A 26,535-nucleotide genomic window follows, 5' to 3' on the forward strand; every position below is an offset into this window, starting at 1 on the left:
ATGTGGAGAGGCGCGTCGACAAGCAAAAATCTTTTAAGCTTCTACGCCGCATGGAATCCCGGTGGAGTGATGAGGGCAGTAGCCCTCCGGATTCTTGTCCAGGTATTGCTGGTGATAATCCTCCGCCAGGAAATATTCCGCAGGAGAAATAGCACCGATCTCCGTGGTGATCGCACCGAAACCATGCTGCGCAAGAGTTTGACCATAGGCATCTACCACGGCTTTGACGCGCGCAGCATCTTCTTCATTATCGGTGAAATACGCCGAGCGGTACTGAGTGCCCACATCATTTCCTTGGCGGAAACCTTGGGTGGGATCGTGGGCTTCCAGGCCGCGAGCCACCAGCTGCTCTAGAGACACGCGTGTTGGATCATAGACAACTTCCACGATTTCCGTGTGGCCGGTGCGACCGGAACAGACCTCGCGGTACGTCGGATTGGGCGTGTAGCCACCGGCATAGCCCACAGAGGTGCCTTCCACGCCATCCATTTTCCAATACATTTGCTCAACGCCCCAGAAACAACCAAGACCAATCCAGATCCTTTGCTGCTCCTCTTTCCACGGTCCAGTGATCGGGGTCCCCAGCACAGTATGTGGTGCGGGTGTTTCTAGAACTGGATGCCTACCACCTTTGAGTGCCTCTTCTGGGGTGACCATAACGGGCTCGGGTGCGAAAAACCATGCCATAACGTGAAGTGTTCCTTATCTTAAATTGAGGAAGCCTTATGCCCTTTCAACCACTATGCAACACCCAATATTCCATCGCATTTTCCCCTCCCCCAATAAATAGGTGGGATGAAAGGATTGATTGCAATATCAACAAAAAGGCCTATCATTGGGAAGTATCGCACAGAGCACTTTTGCAAAGCGCCATCTGACGGATTTTCAAAAGGTGTATATGCTCGGTGCGGAAACCTACGAAAGGATTACACATGGCTGTATACGAACTTCCCGAACTTGATTACGCATACGATGCACTCGAGCCACACATCGCGGCTGAGATCATGGAGCTTCACCACTCCAAGCACCACGCAACCTACGTTGCTGGCGCTAACGCTGCACTTGAGGCACTAGAGAAGGCACGCGAAGAGGGCACCAACCCTGACCAGATCCGCGCACTGTCCAAGAACCTTGCGTTCAACCTTGGTGGACACACCAACCACTCCGTGTTCTGGAAGAACCTTTCTCCTAACGGTGGCGGCGAGCCTACCGGTGAACTAGCTGAGGCTATCAACCGCGACTTCGGTTCTTTCGCTAAGTTCCAGGATCACTTCAACTCTGCAGCTCTTGGCCTGCACGGCTCCGGCTGGGCAGTTCTTGGCTACGACCACATTGCAGGTCGCTTGGTTGTTGAGCAGCTCACCGATCAGCAGGGCAACATCTCCATCAACATCACCCCACTGCTGATGCTTGATATGTGGGAGCACGCTTTCTACCTGCAGTACAAGAACGTTAAGCCTGATTACGTCAAGGCTGTTTGGAACGTCTTCAACTGGGATGACGTGGCACAGCGTCTCGCAGCTGCATCCAAGTAAGCATTAGTTTAACTAACCACTCTGGTTTTCCAGGGTGGTTTTTTGCTGCCCTTTGGGGTGTTTTTCAGGTTAAGGGGTTTAGGGAGTTTAGACTCTCGGGGATCTAGCTTGGGCCGTTGTGTTTCCTACACCATCAGCCTGGCAGAGAGAGCGCTTGTTAGGATCTGCCACAAATCTCTAAATTTTGTGATTTGTGGTGGATTTTTGCATTTCACCGGCGGCGAATTCAATCGCTAGGATTCACCACATATCCATCGGTAGGCTTCAGATGTGACAGGTCCTTGCACCGGAACTTTTCAGCAACCCTACAAGACCAACATCAGCCTCAATGTCCACAAAAATAACACGCTCAGAATCGCCCCTGAGTGCCCGTCAGGATCAAACTGAGACAACAGGACATTGGGCACATTCAAGCCCTTAAAATAGCACTCATAGCTCAGCCTTCTTCCAGCGCATATCGTGATCCCGCCACGAAATCTCGGAAATTTTCCACAGCTGGCGCAGGTCCCGCATCTTTACGCCATACCAATCCCAACTCTCTAAACGCTGAAGGATAAATGGGAAGTTGCACGATCCCCACGGTAGGCAAATAGGGATCATCCATCGGCACCACTCCAACGCCAAGCCCGGCACTCACCAGACCTGCCACGGTGGTCAGCTCCATGGATTCAAAAACAACATTGGGCATAAAACCAGCTTCTTCAGCCAAATTATCCATGAGCACCCGAGTGCCAAACCCTGTCCGCATGGCTACAAAAGGTTCGTGTTGCACCATCTCCATGCTAACTTCTGCCTCATTAGCCAACGGATGATCTGCTGGAACAGCTACTGCCAGACGTTGACGCAACAACGGCACCCAGCCCAAGCTGGCGCCCACCTCTGGGGGTTTGGGACCGACCAAGGCGAGATCTGTGTCATCAGCCAAGACCCGCTCTACCAGCAACATCGCCGCAGCTTGGTGCAGCTGAAATTTCACATGTGGATGCTCCACACGAAATGTTCGAATGAGTTCTGGAACCATCCAGGTACCAAGTGAATGCATAAAATCCAGGCGGATCGTTCCTTTTTCAGGATCCATGAGGCGCTTGATTTCCGTGGTGGCAGATTCCAACTGCGCCACCATCTCACTGGCATGAACCAACAATGCCTGTCCACGCTGATTGAGGACGAGTTTGCGCCCCACACGATCAAAAAGCAGCGTGCCTGCTTGTTTTTCCACACGCCCAATACGCCGTGAAAGGGTCGGCTGCGGGATGCCCAACTGTTCCGCGGTTTCGGTGAGGTGCCCTGATCTCGCCACTGAAATGAAGCTGCGTAGATCATCAATACGCATCTCGCCGCCGCTATTATCCATGGTCACAGCGTACATGCATAAAATGAATCAAAAACAGCTCTTTCTAACATTTTACTAATGTTTTTAGCTGGCGCATGATGGTGCCCATGAGCACAGCAATAATCAGTCAAGGCATTGAACGTGGCACCCGCACCTACACACGCGCTGTGTTCGCCATGCTGGCTGCTGGCCTTGCTACATTCAATGGTCTTTATTGCACCCAAGCGCTGCTGCCCACCATGACACAAGATTTAGGGATCACCCCCACCCAATCTGCACTCACGGTTTCTGCAGCTACTGGCATGCTTGCGCTGTGCATTGTGCCCGCATCAATCCTGTCTGAAAAATTTGGCCGAGGCCGCGTCCTCATTATTTCCTTAACTTTGGCCGTGCTCGTGGGATTAATTCTTCCCCTGGTTCCCAGCATCACCATGCTCATTGCCCTGCGAGGACTCCAGGGAGCACTGCTTGCAGGCACTCCGGCAGTCGCCATGACCTGGCTTTCCGAAGAGATTCATCCACGCGATCTGGGCCATGCCATGGGCATTTATATCGCGGGAAATACTGTCGGTGGACTCATGGGCCGCATGATCCCGGCAGGATTACTTGAGCTCACCCATTGGCAAAATGCGCTCTTGGGCAGTTCCATTGCCGCTCTTATTTTCGGCGTCCTCATGGTGTGTCTCCTGCCACGGCAACAGCGCTTCCAGCCGAAAAATATTACGTTGCGCCATGAGTTTTCCGCGATGGTCTCCCATTGGCGCAATCCTCGCCTAGCGCTACTTTTTGCCACCGCTTTTCTGGGCATGGGCACCTTTGTTTCCCTATATAACTACTTGGGCTTCCGCATGATTGAGCAATTTGGACTCAGCGAAGTCCTGGTGGGCGCAGTATTTATTATGTATCTCGCCGGCACTTGGAGCTCCACCCAGGCAGGTGCGTTGAGAGAAAAGATCGGCAACGGTCCGACAGTAATTTTCTTAAGTCTGACCATGATCGCATCGATGGCACTCATGGGGATCAATAATCTGTGGCTCACACTGGCAGCGCTCTTTGTGTTCACCGCCGCATTTTTCGCACTCCATTCCAGCGCTTCCGGATGGATTGGCATTATCGCTATAAAAGATCGCGCTGAAGCCTCCAGCATGTACCTATTTTGTTATTACGTTGGCTCTTCCGTGATTGGCTGGTTCTCTGGGTTCATCTTCACCCATTTGCCCTGGATTGCGTTCATCGGCTGGTTGGTTTTTCTCCTCTGCGGTGTGTTGGTCATTTCGTTGACTTTGGCAAAGCTTGCACGACAAAGCATTTAATACGGTTTTACCCGTGCTTAAATGGGCGCTAATGTTATCTCTATGCGTACCGATTCCACGTGGAACAGTCGAACCTGGCATAGAAAAGCAAGTAAACCAGTATCGCTCTGGCTAATGACCCTGGTTATCGCCGGACTGATCCACCCAATCCTCCCCGAATATCGCTGGGTGCTCATTCACCTCTTTACCCTCGGTGTCATCACCAATGCCATCGTCATTTGGTCGCAGCATTTCACTGAAAAGTTCCTGCACCAAAGAGTCGACGACGCCAAACGCCCGGCACAATTGCTGAAAATTCGGGTACTCAATATCGGAATCATCATCACACTCATCGGCCAGATGAGTAGCCAATGGATGATCACCAGCATCGGCGCAACCATTATCGGCAGTGTTTTGGCCTGGCACGCGCTAAGTTTGGCCGCACAATTTCGCAGCGCCAAACGCGGACAACCCTTTGCCTCTGCCATCGTGGCTTATATCGCAAGCGCATGTTGTTTGCCCTTTGGCGCCTTCGCCGGCGCACTGTTATCCAAAGAACTTTCCCATGGACTCCAGGAGCGTGTCCTTTTAGCCCACACCGTGATCAATATCCTCGGCTTTGTCGGTCTCGCCGCACTCGGCTCCCTCTCCGTCCTCTTTGCTGCAATTTGGCGCACCAAAATCATGACAAATTTTACCCCGTGGGCCGTGGGAATTATCGTCCTGAGCTTGCCTATTACCATCGGTGGCATCCTGCTCAATAACGGTTATCTCACCGCCGCAGGCCTGAGCGCCTACGCGGCAGCATGGTTGCTGAGCATGGCGGGGTGGGGGAAGGCGTCGATAAGCAAACTAAGCTTTTCGACGTCTTCCATCACAACCGCCCCGCTCTGGCTGATCGGCAGCCTCATTTGGCTGGCTGCGCAGGCAATGATGCATCACGGCGAGCTTTATCATGTGGAAATTCCGACAATTGCGCTGGTCATCGGTTTTGGTGCACAGCTACTGATCGGTGTGATGAGCTATCTCCTACCGTCCATAATGGGTGGCGGGGCCAGTGCAGTGCGAACCGGCACAGAAATTCTCAATACTGCAGGGCTATTTCGGTGGACGGTGCTCAATGGCGGCCTAGCGATTTGGCTCTTGACGCAAAACTCCTGGCTGCGGGTTGTTGTATCGCTGCTCAGCATCGGTGCACTCGCGATTTATGTCATTCTGCTGCCGCGTGCAGTACGAGCCCAGCGTGGCGTTATCACCAAAAAACGTGATCCAATCACGCCTCCTGAACAGCCACGATTCAACCAAATCACCGCCGGAATTTCTGTCCTGGCACTGATTCTGGCAGCTTTCGGTGGACTCAATCCCGGCGCAGTTCCTGTTACTTCCGTAAATTCCGACGTCTATCCCGTCACCATTACTGCAGGTGACATGGTATTTTCCCCTGATATCATCGAGGTGCCTCTTGGGAAAACTTTGGAAGTCACGCTGATCAACCAAGACGATATGGTGCACGATCTCAAATTTGCCAATGGAATACAGACCGGCCGTGTTGCACCTGGCGATGAAATCACCGTCGTGGTCGGCGAAATCACTGAAACTATGGATGGCTGGTGCACAATTGCCGGCCACCGCGCACAAGGAATGGTCTTAGAAGTGCGAGTCAGCCACTAGCTGTTAAAAACCAGACCAGGAAACCAAAACTTCCCAGATAGTCCAGATTTTGGTCGCCTAGTCTGATGTGAAATTTTTAAACTGGACCAGGTGACCAAGATGTACAAGGGCAGCGTGACGTTTGGTCGCCCTGTCTGGTCGGCTCAAAAACATAAGTTCACACCTGAAAAAAGTGACCTCATAGAATCGCATTCAGGAGCCTTAAAGCAGCACAACTAAGTGAATGCCCATTCTGCAATTAAGAGCCGGCAAATCGCCCTTTAAAGCGCATCTCCTAAAATCGGCGCAGAACGAGCACCCTGCCGAAGCCAATGCCGGACGGCAGCTGTTGCCCGGCAATCATCTCCGTTATAACTCAGCAACTGAGAACGCGCGGCTTCGGCCTCTTCGCCTACAGCCGTGGACGCAATCAAATAAGCATGCAGACTATCTTCACCAGCGAAGTCTTCTTCTTCCCAATGGAATCCTGCAGCTGGAGCTAATTGCTTCAGACCTAATCCACCAGGGCCAACCAATTGGGATCTGGCAACAGCAAACATGTCATTCCACTGATCAGAGCTGATAAAACTGCGAATTTCCTGCTCATCTGGGACTCCGCGCACCTTGCCATAGAAACGGCGTGCGGTAGAAAGCATCCAGTGGTTTTCGCCGTTGCTTGCGTAGCAAAAGACTCCGAATGTTTGGCCATGCTGTCGAGCTTTATCCCGGCGCGCTTTAAGCCAAGCCCAAAACTGAGCAAAGTTTTCACCTTCGGCAGCTTCACCAAGATCTGACCACATGACAAAAGGTGTGTACGTTTCGCCGTCCCAGGCTCCCCATAGGTATGCGCCCAGATCTAGGTAGGCTTCCACGTCGACATCGATCTCAACATCGAAACGTGGAGCGGTGGTCTGTGCAGTTTTGCGCAGCACTGGGATATCTGCCCGCCAAGCTGCGGCTATATGTGAAATCTCGCCAAGATTCGCGTCGATGAGCTCTTGGGTCGTGTGGATTCCTTTGTCTCGATATGTCTCGGCACGATCACCAGAGAGGAACAGGCTAATTTCATCAGCTGCTTGTAGTTCAGGTTCGCATGTTGGCCAGAACCTGCACGTTGAGCATTCTTTCACTCGGCGTGGAGCAGTTGGCGCAGGGGCAAGCAACGCTCGGTGGGCAGCTGGAGCGTATCTGGCGATATCCACCAAATATGCCCAATCACGGTCTTGTCCGACAACTGCGCCAACGGATGTGTCAGGTGCAGCACCAGCTTCTTCCAACCCCATGAGCGCAAGAGTCAGGCGGTAGCCATCAATAGTGTGGTGGCGCAGGGTGGCATTGACCGCTAGAGGCTGACCCATGCCCAAACGAGAGACAGAAATTCCACGCATTGTTTTATGCGGATCGGGACGAGCCACGCGGTGATTGCTCACCATCACTGGCATATAACTGCCATCGGGATTGCGCACCAATAGATCAGCAAGTACTTCCCATTGCACTCCCTCATAGGTGCCGGTAAATATTGCTCCGGTGATCAGGCTTTCGCCCGCAGCGATTGCCTCTAAAGTATCAAACTCAGCTAATTCGCCATCGCTGTCTAAATCAATCCGAGTAAAAGGAATTCGGCCGCGCTTTTTCGGCGGTTCGGGAAGACGGTCTAAAACTTCTGCCAAACCTACTGCTCGACGAGCTCGACGCTGCATCGTCGCAGGTAAGGGCGAGGTTTCTGGGTAACGTACGCGCTGTATCTGGCGGTACCTGCATCCCACCAGATCACTTGGAGTTAACCGTTCCAATTGCATTCTTCCCACAATGACATGAGCTTATTGCAACATCGTGGGTAAAGTTGAATCGAGAAGTCGAGAAATAGCCGACCGATGAAAGAGTTGAGACACTAATGGGCATCTTCGAAGCCATTCGAGCCGCACGCGCTAAGACCAAAGCTGAAATCAAAGCAGCTGAGGTAAAAGTAAAAACTGAGGCAAAAAACAAAGCCAAACTAGACCTCAGGCGCGAGAAGCTTCTTGTACAGCAAGAGAAAAACCTTTTGAAGGCTGAAGAAAAAGGTCTGAAAAAGCGCAACAAGCATGAGCTGAAGGTGGCGAAGAATATCCTTGAACAAAAACGTCAAGGTCGCTTGAACAAGGATAAGGTTGGCCGCTGGGCTAGCACTGCACGCGTACTCATTCCCCTACTGCTGCCAATTATTTATCGTCTCTCCACCGAAGCCCGCGATCAGGTTGTGCAAGGACGTGCTCGTCGCGCTGGAGTCACCGCAGAGCAGCTCAGCCAATTTGCAGGCCATGCTGCAACGCTGAAGGCTCGCATCCAGGGTGTCCGTGAAACTGCACAACAGTCCGGCCTGCCAGCTGGTTTTGTGCGTGATGTTGAAGAGCGCCTCAATGAGCTAGAAGCGGCTGCGAATAACTCTGAGTACATGTCCCCTGCACAGCGCAATCGTGCACACCAGTCCATTAATCGTGATCTCAACCAGGTTTCGGATCAGATCCAGGATCGACTGCTGGACAAGTAGCTGATTACTTTTCTTCCATCACAGTTGTGGCGGTGGAGATGAAATAGGAGATGACTGCCGCCGCCAGCTTCGGGGAGGGAGCTGCTCAATGAGGAACGTATATCCAGCCAAGAAAAAGTCACCGAGATGCTCGCAGACTGGCCCGAGGAGGATCTACGTACCTTCGTCGAACTGCTCGGGAAAATGAATAAAGCCGCGGAGAAACGCACCGGCCGTGACCTACTTACCCTGCCACATGACTAGAGAGGCAGGGAGTCGCATTTAGTGCCACTCTTTATAAGTTTCAACACATACGGACACCGCTCTCCAGCACGGATTTCTACAATAAGCCCTGCTCGCGGGCAGCTGCGACGGCTGAGGTGCGTGAACGTACACCAAGTTTGTCGTAGATATGCACCAGGTGGGATTTCACCGTTGCTTCGGATAGGAACAAAATTCGGCCGATGTCACGGTTCGAAGAACCACCGGCAACCAGCTTCAAAACCTCCAGCTCACGAGGGGTAAGCGAAGTTTTAGGGGTACGCACACGCGTCATCAAACGGTTCGCCACCATCGGCGACAATGTGGAGTCACCCTCAGCGGCGGAACGCACTGCGGCAAGCAATTCGCTTGGAGGCGCATCCTTGAGCAAGTATCCCAAGGCGCCGGCTTCAATCGCGCCAAGAATATCCGCATCAGTGTCATAGTTGGTCACCACCAGAACCTTTGGTGGATTATCGATATTGCGCTTGATCGCAGCAGTAGCATCAGCGCCTGTAGAAACCTGAGTTCCCTGCACACCTGCACCGAAACGCAGATCCATCAAGATGACGTCAATGCCGCCTTCTTGGGCTGCCTGCACCGCACCTTCTGCGGTGGAAACTTCGCCCACCACCTCAATATCATCGGTGCTTTCCAGCACAGCCCGGAGTCCGAGCCTCACGATTTCGTGGTCATCAGCAAGCAGCACGCGAATCATTGTTTGAACTAGGTCCTTCCCAATGGCTAATTCCCTATGGCTAATTTCTTAAGAAAATCTGCCTTCAAGAGTATCGATGAGCAAATGAATCGTACTTTAGTCTAGCCTTCTTCAACTTCAGTTGGAGAAAGCAGCCCATCCGGCCCACTCTTAAATTCCACAGGTGGATCCACCGGCAGTGCTGCAGAAACTGCCGTGCCCTGCCCGTATGCAGATTCCACAATGACTTCACCATGTAATTCCACGGCTCGTTGATGCAGCGCACTTAAGCCAATATGGCCGAGTCCTGCAGGTCGGTTCGATATTTCAGAAGGCTCAAACCCTACTCCATCATCAACCACATCTAGCCGTACTTCTGTGTCCTCGTAAGTGAGTGTGACATGGCAGTTTTTCGCCTCGGAATGCTTTGCCACATTGCCAATTGCGCCTTGAGCAATGCGCAGCAAGGTGGCTTCTGTTTTCATCGGCAGCTGTCGGATATCGCCGTCGACAGAAATCACAAAATTAATGCCCAACAATGGTTCTGTCACCCGGTGCAGTGCAGCTTCCAGAGAAGTTTTAGACAATGCCGCTGGCTGCAACGCTGCGATCATCGCGCGCGCCTCGCTGAGATTATCCGAAGCCGTCTGCCTTGCAAGCCGCATCTTCTTCACAATGGCTTCTTTGGGTTTTTCTTCCATGTCGACTGCCAGAATTTCCTGCTCAGAAACATGCAGCAACATCTGAATCGACGACAAACCCTGCGCCACCGTGTCATGGATTTCATGCGCAATACGCTGCCGTTCCGCTGCGATACCTGCATTTCTTTCCGTCACAGCCAATTGTGAACGAGTCTCGATCAACTGATCAATCAATTCCTGCTTCTCATTGTTAACCCGCCACAGTGTCCGGAATGCATAATCAATGGCCACGGTAACAATCGCAGACACCAACGGCCCCATCACACCACCAAAAGTCAGCCCCACCGAATACTGGCTGGCAATCGCAATAGAAGTTGCACCCACCACCGCGATAATTCCCCGCACATCAGGCATCACCTGCAGATACAAGAAGAACAGTGGAAATAGCAGGTAAATCGATACCGGCACAATCGGCACCATGACAATCCATACTAAAGTCAGCACAAATAGCCATGCCAGCTGCATTCCATGGGAGAAATCTACGCGCTTGGTCGAACCATAAAAATAGAAAAATCCCCATACAAATAACAACACGCACGACAGCGCAAACATCGGCAACGTGAGGCGGGCAGAAGAACCCAATCCCACGACCAGCAACGTTGCTGTCAAAATATGGATGCTGTTGCGATAACTCATGGCACCCGGCTGACCACCGCGTTTCACCAAAGTTTCAACATCGAGCTCATTGCGTCCTAATTCCGGCTCACGATCTAGGCTTGACTGCATGCGTCGTACATTACCGACTTTCCTCCTGGCCTCCATCATGCTCACCGCGTGCGCAGCACAAGAGCCAGCCGAAGTCACCACTCTAGTGGCAGCAAACACCTCAACTGAGGTACCTGAAATAAGCACCGACGGCCTGCCCATCGACGCGCTGCCGGCCGTCGCACGCACCGCCCAAACCGCGTGTCCATATCTGGACACCACCTGGGTTGCCGATACCAACGGTCAGCGCGTCACGGGTTACGGCACAGACGAACGCTTTTCGACGCCCTCCTGCGTTTTCTATTCCTTCCCCGAAGAGCCTCAACTCACCGTGATCATCCGCGAAATGGCCACCGTCGACGATGCCATCGCAGTTGTCGATTGGGCAGCTCCCATTGATTCCACCGAACCTGCCGAAGAACCCCTCGGCTGGTCTGGCGGACGCCGTGGCGGAAATACTGAATCCGGTGCACTCTATGCCGTTCAAAAGGACAAAACTGCAGTAATCGTCTTCACCAACCAGGACCAATCCCTCAAAGCTCAACTCATCGCTGAGGAAACCATCCAAAATCTGGGATTGTAGATATTAATGGGGCCTTGGACAGATAGACCAACTAACAGTTGATCACAACATGTCAAAGAGTTGTATCGCTTCTTGGCGTCCAAAGCAGATCTGATTGAAACTGTTCAGGAAAGTCCATCTCTACTAACCATTCTTCTTTTGCAGTAAGCAAATGCATTCGCAAATCTGCAATGCTCTCAGAGGTGGGATCAACCTTTTGAACAATATAAGCAGCAATAGTTAAAACATAATGAATACTTGATTCATCCGCACCCTTGAGCGCACTTTGCAATAATGCCGGTACGTTGCGAATTCTGACTCCTCTTAGAGCCGTCTGACGATTCCAGATTCGTGAATGGTGAGCAGCCCCATTACGCAACACAGTAAACAACCTCAAAAAGCTAGTTAACACATGTTGATTTAGTCCGGCTTCAGCTGCAATGGCTTTTCTGAGGCTATCTTCTCGCAAGTTTCCATACCACTTAGAAAGTTGACCCAACGACATCAACTCAGTTGCCATCCAGATAGGAGGACGTCGATTATTGTATTTTTCATGAAAAGCAACTACGAATCGCTCAGGGGAATCTGCTCCAAACATTTCGTCAAACTTTGCCAGGTCCCTAATAAAGGCATCATTGTTCGCATAAATCTTTGGATCTAAGTACCCCATCGACCCATGCCTTTCAGCAATATGATTGGTAAAAGCGGCACGGAGCCAGATCTCAATGGAATGCGAAAATCTTAGAACATGCGTCCTTAGTTTTGCATCAAAGGCATAGAGTTCAAGCACATCTGCCAAAGAGGTCCCTGGGCGTACAACTTCCCATTGATCATCTTCGTAAAACCACCACAAGTACCCTGCTAGCCTGTAATAGCTCATCCGCCGCAAAACTTTATTCAGCTCTTCTGCGTCAGCTTGGAGTCCTCTACCTAATAGTCGATCAGCCTGTTTATCTAGCGGGAGTGAAGGCTTTAGAAAAGGAACTTTCGACAATTTAAAAACCCACCTATTTGAGGAATCATCTACTTGAAGCAGAGCTAGCCTTGGCGGGTCTTGTTATCCTCTACCCTAAACCAAAATTAAGCTTTAGTCCACTTAACGTAGCAGATTTCATATGTGACGTCTTGCTCGACTGTAACAGCCTGATTCTTTATTCCCCTCATTAACTAGCTGTGGAAGAGTCGTTAAAAATCTCTAACGCAAATACTCATAAACCTACTGCCAGGCTTATTCGCACCTGCTAAGTGACAAAAATTGAGCTTTTAAAACGCCACATCGTTATAAGGCATCAATGTGGATACCCATGGGAATACAACATCCATGAGGACATAAAAAGCTAAGGCTAAAAGAGCCAACACGATAAGTAGTTTCACAAACCATGGTCCTGGCAAATAGTGCCACAACAGTGAATACATCTAGCTTTCCTCCAAAACTGCGGGGCGTTCTCCGCTGGTTTTATCGATCTCTTCTACCAGCATTGCGTGCACAATCATGCGCTCGGCATTGGAAAACTGTGGGTGGCATGTGGTGAGTGTCAGTAGGGCCTCTGTACCTTCACTGACTGAAGTTTCCAGAAATCCAGGATTTGGGTAGGTCACATCGATGCGATCTGGGGTGGTAATGCTTCGCCCTGCTACGTGGGCATAATCGCCTTCAGCGATACGTCCGACCTGGGTGTCATGGAAGCAATTTACAGCTTCGGCAGCTCGGTCTGTGCTAGTAGAAGACATGGGCAGCACTCGGTAAACATCCCAAGAATTGAAGGTCTCCACCACGATGGCATCGCAGACTTTCAGGTTTCCAAGATCATTAAATGGTGCGCCTTTGCCAACACGGTGACCGGCTACGGCAAAGTTTCCGGCTTCACCTGGCAGTTGAGAATCTACATAGCGACCAGGGCCAGACAAGAGATCTTCTTCATCTGTTCCCTCAATCACGGCGAAGTTGAAATCTGAACCAAAGGTAGGGATATACATTCTTGCGAATGCTTCACCCAACTCTGGAGTGAGTTTCTTACGAGGGTTTTCTCGTGCTTCTGCCCAGTCATCATCGAGCTTGCCAGCTGCAGAATCTTGTAGTTTTCCAGATTCCACATTGGTCCAATATGCCTCATAGTAGGCAAAGAGCAAGGCAAGGATTCCTACGGTGAGCAAGATTTCGCCAATAATTTGGGAAAAGCTAATCCGAGGTCGCGGCTTCTTTGGTCCCCTACCGCGGCGTGGAGATTCTGTGTTGAGCGTCGGTGTCATCGTCCAAAATCTTTGTTAGGTGAATCTCAACGTACTTTTAGGTACCCGTACTTCCAGGCACGTACCATGAGAACGGTGTAGTTGAGATCAATTCATATCTCGAACATTGTACATCTGTTTAGCAATTCTGATTATTGCGCAACTAAACATATTCTCTTCCGCTTTGATGCGATCTCGTCAGGAAAGGCGAACACGATAGTGCTCGATATTTTGATTTATCCGGTATCCGGTGTGATGAAGCTCTGGCATTTGCTGCTTCATAACGTTGTGGGATTGGACGATTCACTGGCATGGTTCCTTTCTTTGTTCGGCCTTGTGATCACGATTCGCGCCATCGTCGCACCATTTACCTGGCAGATGTTTAAATCTGGGCGTATTACCGCCCATGTTCGTCCGCACCGTGCTGCTCTGGTGGAGGAATTCAAGGACAAATATGATGAAGCTTCCATTCGGGAGATGCAAAAACGCCAGCGTGAATTGAACAAAGAGCATGGAGTTAATCCACTGGCAGGCTGTATTCCCAGCTTGATTCAGATGCCAATTGTTATTGGTTTGTATTTCGCTTTGCTCCGGATGGCTCGCCCTGAGGGTGGTTTAGAAAACCCTGTGCTTTCATCAATCGGTTTCTTATCGCCTGCGGAAGTGAAGTCTTTCTTAGAGGGGCACATTAATAATGTGCCCCTCCCAGCATATGTTTCCATGCCTGTAGAACAGCTCGCGTATTTGGGTACTACGAGAGCAGAAGTTCTCACTTTCGTCTTGCCATTGTTTATTACTGCGGCGATTCTCACGGCAATCAATATGGCAATGTCGATGTACCGCAGCTTCCAAACCAATGATTACGCATCCAGTGTCTCCAACGGAATGCTGAAATTCATGATCGTGCTGTCGATCCTCGCACCGATTTTCCCTTTATCTTTGGGTCTTACCGGACCATTTCCAACAGCCATCGCGCTCTACTGGGTCAGCAATAACCTGTGGACCCTGTTGCAAACCATCATCATGATGTACCTCTTAGAACGTAAATACCCACTGACTGAAGAATTCAAAGTGCATCACCTGGAGCAGCGCGAGCTCTACCGCATGAAGGAAAAAGAGAAGCAGAATTTCTTGTGGACGCGTCGCAAGAATCGCGCTCTCATGGTTCTGACTCCGTGGAATGCATCGACTTTGCATGCCGAAAACGTCGAACTCACTGACATGCGCAACGCTGCGCTCGCTGAGAAAAAGCAGGCTGTAAAGGAAATTTCGAATAAGCGCCGTGAGACTCAGCGCGCGATGAATCGGGCTTCCATGGAGCGCTTAAAAAAGCGCCGCGCGGAGGTTAAAGCTAAAAAGAAGGGGCTTATCGACGCCTCCCCACACGAACCTTCACCCTCTGAGGAAGCAGAAGAAACTAAATAGAGTAGTCCGCTGGTGGTGCGGACAGGAGCTGTCTAGCCAAATCTCGGGCAGTTTCCAATGGGCTGGTGTTTTGAACCAACCGGGAGCCAGCCAAGCCACCGTCAAGGAAGACCAAAAGTTGATTCGCCTGTGTGGTTCCTGGATAGCCGTTTTTTTCCGTCAGCAAATCAGTCAAAGTCTGATGACACCACTTGCGGTGCTCTAATACAGCTGCAACGATGCCTTTTTCACTGTCCGATTCAGGACGAGGGTACTCACTCGCAGCGTTTTGGAAGTGTGAACCACGGAAGCCCTTTGCAGGCTCCTCTTCAATACACTGATCAAAGAATGCGATGATTTTATCTTCCGCATCTTTTAGTCCTTCGGTGCGTTCCCGCCAGGCATCGCGCCACTGCTGGTCAAGGTGCTCAAGGTACGCAATAACCAGGGCGTCTTTGGATCCGAAAAGCGAGTAGAGGCTGGCTTTAGCCACATCAGCTTCGCGCAGGATACGGTCAATGCCGATGACGCGGATGCCCTCTGTAGTGAACAGATTGGTTGCGCTATCAAGGAGGCGCTGCCTTGGGCTTGGTCGATTGCGACGACGATTTGCCCCGGCACTTGTTTTACTCTTGCCTGAAGCGATAGCAGCCACGTTCGGCCACGTCCTTTCGGGGTAGGTCTCTTTTAATGTTTGACTGTTTGTCTCTTAACAATATAGACAAACCGGTTCGTATAGTTTCAATCTACAGGCGAGTCTAGCGCTTTTTCCACTCGAGAAATAGCAAAAGGCCTGTTGATATCCGAGATATCAATAGGCCTTGAAAAAATAGAAGGGCAGTTTACTTCTTACGAGTAAAGAACTGCACGATGGTCAGCAAGATGACCGCACCGATCAAGCATGTGACGAAGCTGAAGATCCAGCCGCCTCCGGCAACATCCACGCCGAATACTCCGAGGAGCCAGCCGCCGAGAAGGCCACCGATAATACCGACCACGATGTTGAGAAGAAGTCCTTGTTGAGCGTCAGTGCCTTTAATCTTGGAGGCAATCCAGCCGGCCAAGCCACCGATGATGATCCATGCGATCCAACCGAGCGCTAGCATTTGTTTCTCCTTAGCTTTAGGTGAAGGTGTTTACCCAATGGGTTCGATTGTAATTGTTTATTGATTTCTATGCGCGTTCTGAAACCAATTTTTCATGAGATCGTTATTAAAAATTAATGCCTTACTTCCCCTTCGAATAAAGGGGAAGTAAGGCATTAATCGGTGAATAATTTACTTTTCAGGTGGGCGAACCACCATCATTGGACACGGTGCGGATTGCAAGAGTGCACGTGAGGTAGAGCCAAGGAGCATGCCCTTGAAACCGCCCCGTCCGTGGGAACCGACAACGAGTAGCTGTGCATTTTCGGACGCGTCAGTGAGAGCGCGCACTGGGCGATCACGGGTGATAACCTTCTTGACCGTCACGCTTGGATACTTTGCAACCAAAGGGGCGAGGCGTTCAATCAGCATGTCAGTCTGCTGGCGTTCCACTTCATCCCACTGCTGCTGAGCTGCCGCAAGACCAGCCAGAGAAGCTTGAACCTGCATGTCCATCCAAGTGTGCACTGCAACGAGTTCAGAGCTGCGAGCTTCCGCTTCCGCAAAAGCGTATTCAGTTGCACGCTGAGAAACCTCTGAGCCATCAACACCAACAACCACTGGGCCGTACTTGGTATTCTCATTGACCGCGCTGTCTTCGCGAACGACAACCACAGGGCACTTTGCGTGGCTAACCACGGCACCGGACACGGATCCCATGACCATTCCAGACAGTCCGCCAAGGCCGCGGGAACCCATCACAATCATGGTGACATCGGAAGACATTTCCAGCAGCATATCGATGGGGCTGCCTTCTGCGATGGTGTGCCCAATCTTGATGTCTGGTGCAACCTCATGGGCAATGTCACGCGCTTCGTTGACCTTCTCCAGGGACTCTTCCTGAAGATCATCAAAAAGTTCTTGAGGTGGAACCATTCCCTCTGCATAGAGGAACTGAGGCATGGTGTAGCTGGACGCCAAACGAAGTGGAATGCCGCGTTTGTTGGCGGTATTTGCAGCCCACCGCACAGCTTGTTTGGAGGCGTTCGAGCCATCTACTGCTACAACGACAATATCTTCAATGCTCATGTCAGTTGACCTTTCATTGATTGGTGAATCCTGCGTTACAGTTTGTGTGTTTTCATGATCTCCAACACCTTTAAGTGTAGCGCGTATATCCGAAAGGCACAGCTGGTTAGTACCAGTATTTTTGAGTCTTAAGACACTATTAAGACAAAGCCTTCCAAGCCTTGCCAAGTGCAGCGATAGAGTTGAACCGAACGTGAGGATCATAGGCATACGTGACCGTAATGATCTCATCTAGCTTGTATCGATGAGCGAATTCTTGCAGTTGCTCTACGACAGCATCAGCAGTGCCGATAAAAGTCATTTCCAAGGAATTTTCGATGTGCTGCCACACCTGTGGGTCCAGCTTGTCTTTTAGATTATGTACCGGTGGTGCGAGCTTGCCGCGTGAATTCGTCACAATTCCTGCGAACATTTGTCGCAGTGTAGAGATCTGAAACTCTGCTTCTTCTTGTGTATCGCACACTAAAACATTGGCTGCAGCCATCACATAAGGATGGGTCGCTCGTTCCCTATAAGAAGCAATCGCAGGACCCATTTGGAAGGGGGCAAAGTGGCTGGCAAATACGAAAGGAAGATCCAATTGGGCAGCCATGGCGGCGCCATTGATGGAAGATCCCAACATAAATAGCGGAACATGGGAAGTAATCCCTGGATGCGCGATGACCAGCGGGCGTTCATCGGGGGAGTCCAAATAATTTTGGAGGGAAGTAACCTGAGAGAGGACGTCGTCGACAAGCGAACTTGCCCTACCCAATTCCCGCGCCGTCATGGGATCCGTGCCTGGTGCACGCCCCAGGCCAGCTTCAATGCGGCCAGGGTAGATTGCCTCTAAGGTGCCTAGCTCCTCAGCCACGTGCAGCGCCGAGTGATTCGGCAGCATAATACCGCCTGAGCCCACACGAATACGCTCAGTGTGGCCAGCAATATGACCCATGAGCAGCGTCGTTGCAGATGACGCCAAGCTTTCCGAATTGTGATGCTCTGCCACCCAAAAACGAGCATATTCATGCTCTTCGGCGATTTGCGCTGCACGCACAGTATGCGCAATGGCCTCACCGGCCGTCATGCCTTCGCTCAATGCCACCAGATCCAGCACGCTCAATCGTGGTTTTGGCTGCTCTCCGACTACACTGACCATATTAAATTATCCCGCGTTCACCTGTGCAGCATCAGTGTTTGCAGGGAACAGCAGGTCAAATAGCACGCGGCCAACCTGGGCAAAAATAGCACCAAGGTCCGTGCTGAAGAATTCGATGATTGGGTTGATGATTGCGTTGAAGTCCATGTCTAACAGGGTAGTACAAAAGCCAAAGATGAAGGCTCCATTACCCATCCGCGACGGGCTCAACCCTTCCCGAATCCGCCTGCCGCTTGATGCAGAGCCCATCCGCGCCATCGACTTTGTCGAATATCTAATTTCCACACAGCGCCACCGTAACCCCCTCGACGACGCACAAGCACTAAAAGAGCGTTTCGACGCCAACCTCGTTGTCAATCACTACGGCGTGCCTTATGCTGCCGACGATATGGTCAACCCCGACGACGATATTTGGTTCTACCGCATGCCCGCCGCCGAGTGGCCCGTCCCCTATGAAATCCATGTCATTTTCGAAGACGACGATATCTTAGTCATCGACAAACCACCCTATCTAGCTAGCATGCCCCGCGGCCGACATATCACTGAAACTGCACTGGTAAAAATGCGTGTCCGCACCGGCAACAATGATCTCACCCCAGCTCACCGCCTCGATAGACTCACCTCTGGAGTGCTAGTCATGGTGAAAAAGCCCGAGCTACGTGGCGCCTACCAAACACTCTTTGCCAGGCGCGAAGCCTCCAAAACCTACGAAGCAATTGCCGAATATATCCCAGGGCTACTAGACAATGGGCCAGCTATTTGGGAATCACGTATCGAAAAAGAACGTGGCATTGTGCAAGCATTTGTTGTGGAAGGCCCCATCAATGCACGCACTGAACTCGTCTCAGTAACCCCTGTTGATGATGCCGAACAACGCGTCCTGGAAGATATGCACGGCCCGCTCCCCCGCCAAGCCCGTTATGTTCTAGCTCCATCAACAGGAAAAACCCACCAGCTGCGCATCCACATGCGTGACTTCGCAGCACCTATTCTTGGCGACCCACTGTACCCAGTACTGCATGCAGTTGATGATGAAGACTACACCACCCCGATGCATCTGATCGCCCGCACTTTAACCTTCGTGGACCCTCAAACCCATGAAGAACGAACCTTCGTGAGCACCCGACCTACCGGTAGTTTGTAATCCTGCAGTGCTTGTTAAAAGTGTTTTATACTTGCTCCGCAAAATATGCGATTCTATTTAGATCTGAAGAATACCAAGTCTAACGATCATTGAAGATTCGCTTCACTCAGTTTTTAAAACTGAGCAAAAGTAAATGCTTCTAGTACCAAGAAAAGCCGGGTTGCACAGATACAGAACGTCGCTTCTAGCAACTCCGGCAGAGTAATTTTTATACCGCAATTGATACAAAATAATTGCTCGTTTTAGCACCAGGTATGAAACGAGTAACAGCGGTCCAACATCTCTATCAATCTTCGCAGATAAAAGCCCCATACCAGCAGGAACCATACTGTTTTCCGCGCTTGGTATCTCAACACGACTCAACGAATGATGATAGTACCCATGTGCCGCTGCGCTAGACATACGCCATAGCTGCTGTATGTTCGAACGAATAAGCTGGTCTTCTGTAGTGTCTCCACTGAACGCTTCAAGAACAACTGTTTTAATCACCTCAGTCTGGATAATCTGGTGTTTTTTAGCATCCAAATTCGGATAAATACTCTGACCAATCTCATCGAGTTCAGTGCGTTTATTGACTAATCGTTGCCTTTCAATCTCTATTTTCAGCCCAATTACCGAATGTAGGCAACTTAGTTAAAGCAGAAAGGGACTCTTTTACTTCCTTTGCCTTCAATTTAAATGCACGTTTTAAATGCACGTTGCTGTCGTTCTTTCCGTAACAATCGTCCAGTTGTTGGCTGGACAATGTCGAGGGTTTCATCAGCGGCGCTTATGGTTGATACATGTCCCAGATCGAACGAGAACTGCCCAATGATTATTCCGATGCTCTAGCGACTTTAAAGACGCTGATTCATGACGCTCAGCACCGCGCCCAGCGGGTGGTCAATACGGCCATGGTTGAACTGTACTGGAATATTGGACGAACCATTCTTGATCGTCAGGCAGAACATCCGTGGGGAAGTAAAGTTCTCGACTAGGTCCTATCGCAGAGTTGAGGAAAAATGGAGGCGGTTTTAGAGGTGGAAGATTCTAAAGATGACAAAACGACACCACCGATCATCTGCCCTGTTCCTTTATGGGAGCTAGACAAGGCGCATCAGTTTTTTTCTGGTAAAGATGTTTCAGAAATGTTTGTTCGGACTAGGTTGTTCGAAGATGATGTGTTTGCAGAATTTACAATTGCAGAGTTAATTGAATTGAAATGGTACAGGGATATCTCTTCTTTAATCCTGCAGTATAAAAAATGGCATGAGGTTGGAGTGCTTGAGTGGATTCCGGATCAGAGAGTACATCAAGAGACTTCTCCTTTTTCTGTCTACTTTTCGGAGACTAAAATTCCCGAACTATATCTCACCGAAGAACCAGATCATAGCCACTGGGGCCCGGTAAAGTATTGGGGAGAGCGAAGAACACCTCGAGAATCATGGGAGCTAGATTAGTAAGCAACCTTCAATAAGAGACTTGAAGTAGATCTAGAATGAGCAAAAGTGTGTCATTTTTTGGGCGGCGGATTTTCCCGCATACGGTATAAGCCCTGTTTTTGGGTATAAAAAAGAGGGGTGGGTAAGACCAACAACAACTGTTGGTCTTACCCACCCCTGTTCATAGAAACACGGATAAGCCCAGCAACACTAAAACGTGTTGCTGGGCTTATCCATCTATCTTTTTAAGTTTTAGGTCGGCGGTAACCTACTCTCCCACACCCTCCCGAGTGCAGTACCATCAGCGTAACCAGGCTTAGCTTCCGGGTTCGAAATGGGACCGGGCGTTTCCCTGCTACTATCACCACCGACACACCTTGTGTCACACCAAACACCAACCAATAAGGTTGGTTGTGTTGTGTCAGATACTGCATAATGGACGCGAGCTTATATTCATTTGCTCTTTGTTACGTTGCGTTACACCACACACTAATCGTGTTGTGGGTGTTGTTATCGGTAAATTAGTACCAGTCACCTCCACACCTTACAGTGCTTCCAGATCTGGCCTATCAACCCCATAATCTCTAGGGAACCTCAAAAGAAACCTCATCTCGAAACAGGCTTCCCGCTTAGATGCTTTCAGCGGTTATCCCTTCCGTACGTAGCCAACCAGCCCTGCTCCTGGCGGAACAACTGGCACACCAGAGGTACGTCCGTCCCGGTCCTCTCGTACTAGGGACAGCCTTCCTTCAAGTTTCAACGCGCGCGGCGGATAGAGACCGAACTGTCTCACGACGTTCTAAACCCAGCTCGCGTGCCGCTTTAATGGGCGAACAGCCCAACCCTTGGGACCTACTCCAGCCCCAGGATGCGACGAGCCGACATCGAGGTGCCAAACCATCCCGTCGATATGGACTCTTGGGGAAGATCAGCCTGTTATCCCCGGGGTACCTTTTATCCGTTGAGCGACACCACAACCACAAGTTGGTGCCGGATCACTAGTCCCGACTTTCGTCCCTGCTCGAGCTGTCACTCTCACAGTCAAGCTCCCTTGTGCACTTACACTCACCACCTGATTACCAACCAAGCTGAGGAAACCTTTGGGCGCCTCCGTTACATTTTGGGAGGCAACCGCCCCAGTTAAACTACCCACCAGGCACTGTCCCCAACCCAGATCATGGGCCAAGGTTAGACATTCAATCCGATCAGAGTGGTATTTCACCAACGACTCACACACAACTAGCGTCACATGATCACAGTCTCCCACCTATCCTACACAAACCGAATCAAACACCAATACCAAGCTATAGTGAAGGTCCCGGGGTCTTTTCGTCCTGCCGCGCGTAACGAGCATCTTTACTCGTACTGCAATTTCACCGGGCCTGTGGTTGAGACAGCAGGGAAGTCGTTACGCCATTCGTGCAGGTCGGAACTTACCCGACAAGGAATTTCGCTACCTTAGGATGGTTATAGTTACCACCGCCGTTTACTGGGGCTTAAATTCTCAGCTTCGCCTTACGGCTAACCGGTCCTCTTAACCTTCCAGCACCGGGCAGGCGTCAGTCCGTATACATCAACTTAAACGTCTTCGCACGGACCTGTGTTTTTAGTAAACAGTCGCTTCCCTCTATTCTCTGCGACCACAACACGCTCCCAACGAAAAGTTGTTCACATATCATGGCCCCCCTTCTCCCGAAGTTACGGGGGCATTTTGCCGAGTTCCTTAACCACAGTTCACCCGAACGCCTTAGTATTCTCTACCTGACTACCTGTGTCGGTTTAGGGTACGGGCCGAATATCAACATCGCTAGAGGCTTTTCTCGACAGTACAGGATCACTCACTTCACCCACGAAGGGCTCCGCATCACGCCTCACACAAAAAACCGGCGGATTTACCAACCAGTCGTGCCACACGCTTACACCACAATCCAATAAGTGGCCAAGCTACCTCACTGCGTCACCCCATCACTTAGCTACTACCAGATCAGGTCCCACGCAACCACACACCACGACAATCAAAGATCATCTATGGGTGCTTATGGGCGGTTAGTATCACTGATTCACCATGGTCGCCAATACTCGGGTACGGGAATATCAACCCGTTATCCATCGACTACGCCTGTCGGCCTCGCCTTAGGCCCCGACTCACCCTGGGAAGATTAACTTGACCCAGGAACCCTTAGTCATCCGGCGGATACGTTTCTCACGTATCAATCGTTACTCATGCCTGCATTCTCACTCGCACACACTCCACACCCCGTCACCAGACTGCTTCAACGCGTGCACGACGCTCCCCTACCCAACAATCTTCAAAAAGATCATTGCCGCGGCTTCGGCGGTGTACTTAAGCCCCACTACATTGTCGGCGCGGAATCACTCGACCAGTGAGCTATTACGCACTCTTTCAAGGATGGCTGCTTCTAAGCCAACCTCCTGGCTGTCTTCGCGACCCCACCTCCTTTTCCACTTAGCACACCCTTAGGGGCCTTAGCCGGCGATCTGGGCTGTTTCCCTCTCGACTACGAAGCTTATCCCCCGCAGTCTCACTGCCGTGCTCTAACTTACCGGCATTCGGAGTTTGGCTGATGTCGCTAAGATTGTAGTCCCGCTAAACCATCCAGTAGCTCTACCTCCGGCAAGAAACACACGACGCTGCACCTAAATGCATTTCGGGGAGAACCAGCTATCACGGAGTTTGATTGGCCTTTCACCCCTACCCACAACTCATCCCCTCAGTTTTCAACCTAAGTGGGTTCGCGCCTCCACAACCTCTTACAGCTGCTTCACACTGGCCATGGGTAGATCACTCCGCTTCGGGTCCAAGACATGCCACTAATTCACCCTAGTTAGGATTCGGTTTCCCTACGGCTACCCCACACGGGTTAACCTCGCGACATGCCGCTGACTCGCAGGCTCATTCTTCAAAAGGCACGCCATCACACCACAAGGATGCTCTGACGGTTTGTTAGCACACGGTTTCAGGTACTATTTCACTCCCCTCCCGGGGTACTTTTCACCATTCCCTCACGGTACTAATCCGCTATCGGTCATATCAAGTATTCAGGCTTACCGGGTGGTCCCGGCTAATTCACAGCAGATTCCACGAGCCCGCTGCTACTCGGGGTATCAACAACCACACACACCACCATGATCTTCGTGTACAGGACTCTCACCTACTCCGGTAGGCGTTTCCACACCACTTCCACTAATCACGCAGCACATGCCAACATCCGGCAGAATGTTAACGCCATTGCCCCACAACCACCTACATGCAACCCCTGCCGGGTATCACACACATAAGTTTTAGCCATCATCCACGTTCGCTCGCCACTACTAACGGAATCACAATTGTTTTCTTCTCCTACGGGTACTGAGATGTTTCACTTCCCCGTGTAAACCTCCACACTGGCTATATATTCACCAGCAGGTAACCACACATTACTGCAGCTGGGTTTCCCCATTCGGACATCCTCGGATCAACGCTTAGTTGGCAGCTCCCCGAGGCATAACGCAGCCTCTCACGTCCTTCATCGGCTTGATATGCCAAGGCATCCACCGTGTGCCCTAAAAAACAACACACACAACACAAAAAACTACCAACCACACACAGTGCGATTGGCGCGTTCGGTTACACAACAAAAAAACAAAAAAATAAAGATGCTCGCGTCCACTATACAGTTCTCACACAACACAACACCACCACCAACAAACATCAATACACACTGTGTATCTCATATTTCTTGCTGATCGTATTCGATGTAGAAACAACCCACACACACTACTTACCGTAATGTTTGCGATGTCATTCCAGACACCCAACAGCATGCCACCTATTACCTAAAACTCTGTTGTCTTAGCTTTTGTCACCCTAGGGGTCATCTCCACCCGATTAATAGTGTGTTGATGGCAACCACGAACGGGTTCCAACACCAACAACCACACACACAACACACAGTGTTGCCGGTGGTTAATAAAGCTCCTTAGAAAGGAGGTGATCCAGCCGCACCTTCCGGTACGGCTACCTTGTTACGACTTCGTCCCAATCGCCGATCCCACCTTCGACAGCTCCCCCCACAAGGGTTGGGCCACTGGCTTCGGGTGTTACCAACTTTCATGACGTGACGGGCGGTGTGTACAAGGCCCGGGAACGTATTCACCGCAGCGTTGCTGATCTGCGATTACTAGCGACTCCGACTTCATGGGGTCGAGTTGCAGACCCCAATCCGAACTGAGGCCGGCTTTAAGAGATTAGCTCCACCTTACGGTGTGGCAACTCGCTGTACCGACCATTGTAGCATGTGTGAAGCCCTGGACATAAGGGGCATGATGATTTGACGTCATCCCCACCTTCCTCCGAGTTAACCCCGGCAGTCTCTCATGAGTACCCACCATAACGTGCTGGCAACATAAGACAAGGGTTGCGCTCGTTGCGGGACTTAACCCAACATCTCACGACACGAGCTGACGACAACCATGCACCACCTGTGAACCGACCACAAGGGAAAACGTATCTCTACGCCGATCCGGTCCATGTCAAGCCCAGGTAAGGTTCTTCGCGTTGCATCGAATTAATCCACATGCTCCGCCGCTTGTGCGGGCCCCCGTCAATTCCTTTGAGTTTTAGCCTTGCGGCCGTACTCCCCAGGCGGGGCGCTTAATGCGTTAGCTGCGGCACAGAAGACGTGGAAGTCCCCTACACCTAGCGCCCACCGTTTACGGCATGGACTACCAGGGTATCTAATCCTGTTCGCTACCCATGCTTTCGCTCCTCAGCGTCAGTTACTGCCCAGAGACCTGCCTTCGCCATTGGTGTTCCTCCTGATATCTGCGCATTTCACCGCTACACCAGGAATTCCAGTCTCCCCTACAGCACTCAAGTTATGCCCGTATCGCCTGCACGCCCGAAGTTAAGCCTCGGGATTTCACAGACGACGTGACAAACCACCTACGAGCTCTTTACGCCCAGTAATTCCGGACAACGCTCGCACCCTACGTATTACCGCGGCTGCTGGCACGTAGTTAGCCGGTGCTTCTTCTCCAGGTACCGTCAAAATACATCTTCGTCCCTAGCGAAAGGAGTTTACAACCCGAAGGCCTTCATCCCCCACGCGGCGTCGCTGCATCAGGCTTTCGCCCATTGTGCAAGATTCCCCACTGCTGCCTCCCGTAGGAGTCTGGGCCGTGTCTCAGTCCCAATGTGGCCGTACACCCTCTCAGGCCGGCTACCCGTCGAMGCCTTGGTAGGCCATTACCCCACCAACAAGCTGATAGGCCGCAGGCTCATCCCACACCGCAAAAGCTTTCCACACCTTCCCTACGAAGATGTGAATATTCGGTATTAGACCCAGTTTCCCAGGCTTATCCCAAAGTGCAGGGCAGATCACCCACGTGTTACTCACCCGTTCGCCACTCATCCACCGAAGCAAGCTCCAGTTTCAGCGTTCGACTTGCATGTGTTAAGCACGCCGCCAGCGTTCGTCCTGAGCCAGGATCAAACTCTCCACAAAAAATGAAAACATTTTTAGGCCGTGAAAAGCCCAAACCTGACAAAAAACAACAACAACCACCCACACACAGTGCGACTAGTTGTAGCTGACATTTCATCAAAAAATTAATGATTACCCACACCCACAACGTGGGCATGGAAGATATATGGGCCTCTTCCCTTGACGGGGAACAAGAAGACCCACAAAAAATAATCATGCCAACAAAATTTACACACCCACCACCGAAATGATGACTATGCTTTATTTACAGTGATGGATACAATTGGCAATCCA

At 51.0% G+C, this 26,535-nt stretch carries 22 protein-coding genes, 3 rRNA genes and 1 pseudogene; 9 read left to right on the plus strand and 17 right to left on the minus strand.

From position 1 onward, the window contains the following. Window positions 1-33: 33 nt before the first annotated feature. Entirely contained in the window at window positions 34-687 is a 654-nt protein-coding gene (gene msrA / locus ccrud_RS13330; protein WP_066568890.1) for a peptide-methionine (S)-S-oxide reductase MsrA, read from the minus strand. 245 nt (window positions 688-932) lie between these two features. Between msrA and ccrud_RS13335 the strand changes: the two genes are divergently transcribed. After that, a complete protein-coding gene (locus ccrud_RS13335) occupies window positions 933-1,535 on the plus strand; it encodes a superoxide dismutase (RefSeq protein WP_066568896.1) in 603 nt (200 codons plus the stop codon). Between the two features lie 436 nt (window positions 1,536-1,971). Here the strand turns inward: ccrud_RS13335 and ccrud_RS13340 are convergent, their stop codons facing one another. Beyond that, complete coding sequence (locus tag ccrud_RS13340) at window positions 1,972-2,889, minus strand: LysR family transcriptional regulator (RefSeq protein WP_066570018.1); 918 nt, start codon at window positions 2,887-2,889, stop codon at window positions 1,972-1,974. Between the two features lie 74 nt (window positions 2,890-2,963). Here ccrud_RS13340 and ccrud_RS13345 point away from each other — a divergent pair, with 74 nt between their 5' ends. Both ccrud_RS13345 and ccrud_RS13350 read left to right on the plus strand, forming a co-directional pair. Then, window positions 2,964-4,181: an MFS transporter gene (locus ccrud_RS13345; RefSeq protein WP_074025537.1), complete on the plus strand. Its 1,218-nt coding sequence runs from the start codon at window positions 2,964-2,966 to the stop codon at window positions 4,179-4,181. 114 nt (window positions 4,182-4,295) lie between these two features. Next, window positions 4,296-5,831 (plus strand): cupredoxin domain-containing protein, encoded by a 1,536-nt coding sequence (locus ccrud_RS13350; protein ID WP_074025538.1) that lies wholly within the window; start codon window positions 4,296-4,298, stop codon window positions 5,829-5,831. A gap of 260 nt (window positions 5,832-6,091) precedes the next feature. Here ccrud_RS13350 and ccrud_RS13355 read toward each other — a convergent pair whose 3' ends face one another. Then, a complete protein-coding gene (locus tag ccrud_RS13355) occupies window positions 6,092-7,510 on the minus strand; it encodes a TM0106 family RecB-like putative nuclease (RefSeq protein WP_074025539.1) in 1,419 nt (472 codons plus the stop codon). A gap of 194 nt (window positions 7,511-7,704) precedes the next feature. On the opposite strand from ccrud_RS13355, the gene ccrud_RS13360 reads away from it, so the two are divergent. Further along, on the plus strand, window positions 7,705-8,340 hold the full coding sequence (locus tag ccrud_RS13360; RefSeq protein WP_066568903.1) for a DUF6474 family protein: 636 nt from the start codon (window positions 7,705-7,707) through the stop codon (window positions 8,338-8,340). A gap of 319 nt (window positions 8,341-8,659) precedes the next feature. On the opposite strand, the gene ccrud_RS13365 is transcribed toward ccrud_RS13360, so the two are convergent. Together ccrud_RS13365 and ccrud_RS13370 are read right to left on the minus strand one after the other, a co-directional pair. Next, complete coding sequence (locus ccrud_RS13365) at window positions 8,660-9,298, minus strand: LuxR C-terminal-related transcriptional regulator (RefSeq protein ID WP_066568906.1); 639 nt, start codon at window positions 9,296-9,298, stop codon at window positions 8,660-8,662. A gap of 101 nt (window positions 9,299-9,399) precedes the next feature. Then, a complete protein-coding gene (locus tag ccrud_RS13370; RefSeq protein WP_066568908.1) occupies window positions 9,400-10,704 on the minus strand; it encodes a sensor histidine kinase in 1,305 nt (434 codons plus the stop codon). Here ccrud_RS13370 and ccrud_RS13375 point away from each other — a divergent pair. Then, window positions 10,703-11,266, plus strand: coding sequence for a DUF2020 domain-containing protein (locus ccrud_RS13375; protein WP_066568910.1), 564 nt, complete (start codon window positions 10,703-10,705; stop codon window positions 11,264-11,266). The two genes, ccrud_RS13370 and ccrud_RS13375, sit on opposite strands and share 2 nt — an antisense overlap. Before the next feature lie 52 nt (window positions 11,267-11,318). Here ccrud_RS13375 and ccrud_RS13380 read toward each other — a convergent pair whose 3' ends face one another. The 3 genes from ccrud_RS13380 to ccrud_RS13385 form a co-directional block, all read right to left on the minus strand. Further along, on the minus strand, window positions 11,319-12,239 hold the full coding sequence (locus tag ccrud_RS13380) for an Abi family protein (RefSeq protein ID WP_157776029.1): 921 nt from the start codon (window positions 12,237-12,239) through the stop codon (window positions 11,319-11,321). A 269-nt stretch (window positions 12,240-12,508) separates the two neighbouring features. Beyond that, window positions 12,509-12,661, minus strand: coding sequence for a hypothetical protein (locus ccrud_RS15365; RefSeq protein WP_074025540.1), 153 nt, complete (start codon window positions 12,659-12,661; stop codon window positions 12,509-12,511). Beyond that, a complete protein-coding gene (locus ccrud_RS13385; protein WP_066568917.1) occupies window positions 12,662-13,495 on the minus strand; it encodes a class E sortase in 834 nt (277 codons plus the stop codon). 198 nt (window positions 13,496-13,693) lie between these two features. Here ccrud_RS13385 and yidC point away from each other — a divergent pair. Continuing rightward, window positions 13,694-14,896 (plus strand): annotated as a pseudogene (yidC, locus tag ccrud_RS13390) (membrane protein insertase YidC); the annotation flags it as partial. Here yidC and ccrud_RS13395 read toward each other — a convergent pair. The 5 genes from ccrud_RS13395 to ccrud_RS15535 all read right to left on the minus strand — a co-directional run bounded on the left by ccrud_RS13395 (window position 14,892) and on the right by ccrud_RS15535 (window position 18,337). After that, entirely contained in the window at window positions 14,892-15,533 is a 642-nt protein-coding gene (locus ccrud_RS13395) for a TetR/AcrR family transcriptional regulator (RefSeq protein ID WP_066568922.1), read from the minus strand. The pseudogene yidC and the gene ccrud_RS13395 overlap by 5 nt on opposite strands. A gap of 187 nt (window positions 15,534-15,720) precedes the next feature. Beyond that, window positions 15,721-15,984: a GlsB/YeaQ/YmgE family stress response membrane protein gene (locus ccrud_RS13400; protein ID WP_066568924.1), complete on the minus strand. Its 264-nt coding sequence runs from the start codon at window positions 15,982-15,984 to the stop codon at window positions 15,721-15,723. A 171-nt stretch (window positions 15,985-16,155) separates the two neighbouring features. Continuing rightward, window positions 16,156-17,052, minus strand: coding sequence for a universal stress protein (locus ccrud_RS13405; RefSeq protein ID WP_066568926.1), 897 nt, complete (start codon window positions 17,050-17,052; stop codon window positions 16,156-16,158). Between the two features lie 139 nt (window positions 17,053-17,191). Continuing rightward, window positions 17,192-18,190: an LLM class flavin-dependent oxidoreductase gene (locus ccrud_RS13410; RefSeq protein ID WP_066568929.1), complete on the minus strand. Its 999-nt coding sequence runs from the start codon at window positions 18,188-18,190 to the stop codon at window positions 17,192-17,194. A gap of 6 nt (window positions 18,191-18,196) precedes the next feature. Further along, the gene (locus tag ccrud_RS15535; RefSeq protein WP_169816480.1) at window positions 18,197-18,337 is read right to left on the minus strand and encodes a hypothetical protein; all 141 of its coding nucleotides are present in this window, start codon (window positions 18,335-18,337) and stop codon (window positions 18,197-18,199) included. A 28-nt stretch (window positions 18,338-18,365) separates the two neighbouring features. Between ccrud_RS15535 and ccrud_RS13420 the strand changes: the two genes are divergently transcribed. Beyond that, entirely contained in the window at window positions 18,366-19,334 is a 969-nt protein-coding gene (locus ccrud_RS13420; RefSeq protein ID WP_066568934.1) for a pseudouridine synthase, read from the plus strand. Between the two features lie 102 nt (window positions 19,335-19,436). Here the strand turns inward: ccrud_RS13420 and ccrud_RS15595 are convergent, their stop codons facing one another. Continuing rightward, window positions 19,437-19,859, minus strand: a complete 423-nt coding sequence (locus ccrud_RS15595; RefSeq protein ID WP_157776030.1) for a hypothetical protein — start codon at window positions 19,857-19,859, stop codon at window positions 19,437-19,439. Window positions 19,860-20,116: 257 nt separating this feature from the next. Between ccrud_RS15595 and ccrud_RS13425 the strand changes: the two genes are divergently transcribed. Both ccrud_RS13425 and ccrud_RS13430 read left to right on the plus strand, forming a co-directional pair. Further along, window positions 20,117-20,311, plus strand: coding sequence for a DUF1016 N-terminal domain-containing protein (locus ccrud_RS13425; RefSeq protein WP_066568935.1), 195 nt, complete (start codon window positions 20,117-20,119; stop codon window positions 20,309-20,311). A 42-nt stretch (window positions 20,312-20,353) separates the two neighbouring features. Continuing rightward, window positions 20,354-20,773: a hypothetical protein gene (locus ccrud_RS13430; RefSeq protein ID WP_169816481.1), complete on the plus strand. Its 420-nt coding sequence runs from the start codon at window positions 20,354-20,356 to the stop codon at window positions 20,771-20,773. Between the two features lie 237 nt (window positions 20,774-21,010). Here ccrud_RS13430 and rrf read toward each other — a convergent pair. From rrf to ccrud_RS13445, 3 genes are all read right to left on the minus strand, one after another. Beyond that, window positions 21,011-21,127, minus strand: a 5S ribosomal RNA gene (rrf, locus tag ccrud_RS13435). A 129-nt stretch (window positions 21,128-21,256) separates the two neighbouring features. Then, a 23S ribosomal RNA gene (locus ccrud_RS13440) occupies window positions 21,257-24,334 on the minus strand. A gap of 405 nt (window positions 24,335-24,739) precedes the next feature. After that, window positions 24,740-26,262, minus strand: a 16S ribosomal RNA gene (locus ccrud_RS13445). Together the 16S, 23S and 5S rRNA genes form the textbook arrangement of a ribosomal RNA operon. Window positions 26,263-26,535 lie beyond the last annotated feature (273 nt).

Source organism: Corynebacterium crudilactis (assembly GCF_001643015.1).
Taxonomy (GTDB): domain Bacteria; phylum Actinomycetota; class Actinomycetes; order Mycobacteriales; family Mycobacteriaceae; genus Corynebacterium; species Corynebacterium crudilactis.

What these genes read in the sequence shown, in the direction of transcription:
- msrA (WP_066568890.1), bottom strand. Translation starts at nt 687, where the DNA reads ATGGCATGGTTTTTCGCACCCGAGCCCGTTATGGTCACCCCAGAAGAG.
- ccrud_RS13335 (WP_066568896.1), top strand. Translation starts at nt 933, where the DNA reads ATGGCTGTATACGAACTTCCCGAACTTGATTACGCATACGATGCACTC.
- ccrud_RS13340 (WP_066570018.1), bottom strand. Translation starts at nt 2,889, where the DNA reads ATGGATAATAGCGGCGGCGAGATGCGTATTGATGATCTACGCAGCTTC.
- ccrud_RS13345 (WP_074025537.1), top strand. Translation starts at nt 2,964, where the DNA reads ATGATGGTGCCCATGAGCACAGCAATAATCAGTCAAGGCATTGAACGT.
- ccrud_RS13350 (WP_074025538.1), top strand. Translation starts at nt 4,296, where the DNA reads ATGACCCTGGTTATCGCCGGACTGATCCACCCAATCCTCCCCGAATAT.
- ccrud_RS13355 (WP_074025539.1), bottom strand. Translation starts at nt 7,510, where the DNA reads ATGCAGCGTCGAGCTCGTCGAGCAGTAGGTTTGGCAGAAGTTTTAGAC.
- ccrud_RS13360 (WP_066568903.1), top strand. Translation starts at nt 7,705, where the DNA reads ATGGGCATCTTCGAAGCCATTCGAGCCGCACGCGCTAAGACCAAAGCT.
- ccrud_RS13365 (WP_066568906.1), bottom strand. Translation starts at nt 9,298, where the DNA reads ATGATTCGCGTGCTGCTTGCTGATGACCACGAAATCGTGAGGCTCGGA.
- ccrud_RS13375 (WP_066568910.1), top strand. Translation starts at nt 10,703, where the DNA reads ATGCGTCGTACATTACCGACTTTCCTCCTGGCCTCCATCATGCTCACC.
- ccrud_RS13370 (WP_066568908.1), bottom strand. Translation starts at nt 10,704, where the DNA reads ATGCAGTCAAGCCTAGATCGTGAGCCGGAATTAGGACGCAATGAGCTC.
- ccrud_RS15365 (WP_074025540.1), bottom strand. Translation starts at nt 12,661, where the DNA reads ATGTATTCACTGTTGTGGCACTATTTGCCAGGACCATGGTTTGTGAAA.
- ccrud_RS13385 (WP_066568917.1), bottom strand. Translation starts at nt 13,495, where the DNA reads ATGACACCGACGCTCAACACAGAATCTCCACGCCGCGGTAGGGGACCA.
- ccrud_RS13400 (WP_066568924.1), bottom strand. Translation starts at nt 15,984, where the DNA reads ATGCTAGCGCTCGGTTGGATCGCATGGATCATCATCGGTGGCTTGGCC.
- ccrud_RS13405 (WP_066568926.1), bottom strand. Translation starts at nt 17,052, where the DNA reads ATGAGCATTGAAGATATTGTCGTTGTAGCAGTAGATGGCTCGAACGCC.
- ccrud_RS13410 (WP_066568929.1), bottom strand. Translation starts at nt 18,190, where the DNA reads ATGGTCAGTGTAGTCGGAGAGCAGCCAAAACCACGATTGAGCGTGCTG.
- ccrud_RS15535 (WP_169816480.1), bottom strand. Translation starts at nt 18,337, where the DNA reads ATGGACTTCAACGCAATCATCAACCCAATCATCGAATTCTTCAGCACG.
- ccrud_RS13420 (WP_066568934.1), top strand. Translation starts at nt 18,366, where the DNA reads ATGAAGGCTCCATTACCCATCCGCGACGGGCTCAACCCTTCCCGAATC.
- ccrud_RS13425 (WP_066568935.1), top strand. Translation starts at nt 20,117, where the DNA reads ATGTCCCAGATCGAACGAGAACTGCCCAATGATTATTCCGATGCTCTA.